The following is a 1,462-nucleotide window of genomic DNA, read 5'->3' as shown; positions in this document are numbered from 1 at the left end:
TGCGATGTCAGCTCCTCGAGAAGTCGGCCGGGCGGTGCCGGCGAGCCGACCGATGTCTTCACAGTGCCGGGTCACCCACCGGCCGCACGAGGGCGGCGAGGAAGTTCTAGGTGGACCACTAACTCCGGCCCTTCCGCAGCCGGGCCCGTCAATCCACAGTGGACTGACGGGCCCGCCGGGCGCAGAAGGTGGTCAACCGGCAGTCTCGTCCCAGGTCACCGGGAGCCGGTAGACGCCGTAGTGCAGCATGTCCTCCTTCGTCGGCACCTCGTCGGCGGGAACAGCCAGCCGCAGCGAGCCGAACCGCTCGAACAGTGCGCGGTAGCCGATGCGGAGGGTCAGCCGGGCCAGGTGCTGGCCGAGGCACTGGTGCACCCCGTGCCCGAACGCCACGTGCCCCTGGGTGTTGCGGCCGAGGTCGAGGACGCCCGGATCGGGGAACCGCGCCGGGTCGCGGTTCGCCACCGGCAGCGCCACGACCACGGTCTGGCCCTGCTCGATCGTTTCGCCGCCGATCGCCACGTCCGTCAGCGCCGCCCGGCTCGCCCCGAGGTGCGAGACCGTCAGGTAGCGCAGCAACTCCTCCACCGCGTTGTCCAGCAGCTCCGGCTCCGCACGCAGGCGGGCGAGCTGCTCCGGGTGCTCCAGCAGGGCGAAGACCCCGAGTCCCAGCATGTTCCCGCTGGTGTCGAAGCCGCCGCCGAGCAGTGCCCAGGCGATGTTGATCAGCTCGCCGTCGGTGAGCTCCCCGGTCGCGGCCAGCTCGCCGAGCAGGTCCGCGGTCGGGTTCTCCCGCTTCTGCCGCACGATCTCCGTGAGCAGCCGGCCGAGTTCGACGACCGCCTCGGTCAGCTCCTCGACCGTGTAGGACATCCGGGAGACGACGGCGAGGTGCTTGGCCAGCGGCGCCCGGGGACCCGGCGGGATGCCCATCAGCTCGCACATCACCCGGATCGGGAACGGTTCGGCGAACAACTCCACCAGGTCCGCCCCCGGGCCCGCGTCGGCGAGCGCGTCGAGGCAGTCCTGCGCGACCTGCTCGATCATCGGGGCCAGCTCACGGACCCGCCGCACCGTGAAGTAGCCGGCGAGCAGCCGGCGGTACCGCATGTGCTCCGGCGGGTCCATCGCGATGAACGCGCCCGGTTCCGGTGCCGGCGCGCGGTAGACGACCTGCTCGCGGTCGTCGCCGGTCGGGATCGGCGACGGGATGGACAGCGAGATGAGGTCCTTGCGGTGGCTGAACCGGTCGTCGGCGAGGATGCGCCGCACTTCGTCGAGCCCGGTCGCCACCCAGCCGTCGCGGCCGTCCACGCTCACGGGCATGGCGAGCCGCGCGATCGGGCCCGCCTTCGTCAGCGCCGCGTAGTTCTCGGCCGGGTCGAACGGGCAACGCCGCTCGACGGGCAGCCGCGGGTTCGCGGCCGCGCTGTCGGACATCTTCGTCTCCCCTTGTCGTCGT

General features: G+C 71.9%; 1 protein-coding gene. It reads right to left on the bottom strand.

The features are described from left to right. Positions 1-192: 192 nt before the first annotated feature. On the bottom strand, positions 193-1,440 hold the full coding sequence (locus AB0M30_RS29850; protein ID WP_364590226.1) for a cytochrome P450: 1,248 nt from the start codon (positions 1,438-1,440) through the stop codon (positions 193-195). Positions 1,441-1,462: the final 22 nt, after the last annotated feature.

The organism is Amycolatopsis sp. NPDC051716, assembly GCF_040681595.1.
Classification (GTDB): domain Bacteria; phylum Actinomycetota; class Actinomycetes; order Mycobacteriales; family Pseudonocardiaceae; genus Amycolatopsis.
This window is presented reverse-complemented; position numbering and strand designations above follow the sequence as displayed.

Excerpts from the sequence above, each read along its gene's own strand:
- AB0M30_RS29850 (WP_364590226.1), bottom strand. The coding sequence starts at position 1,440 with ATGTCCGACAGCGCGGCCGCGAACCCGCGGCTGCCCGTCGAGCGGCGT.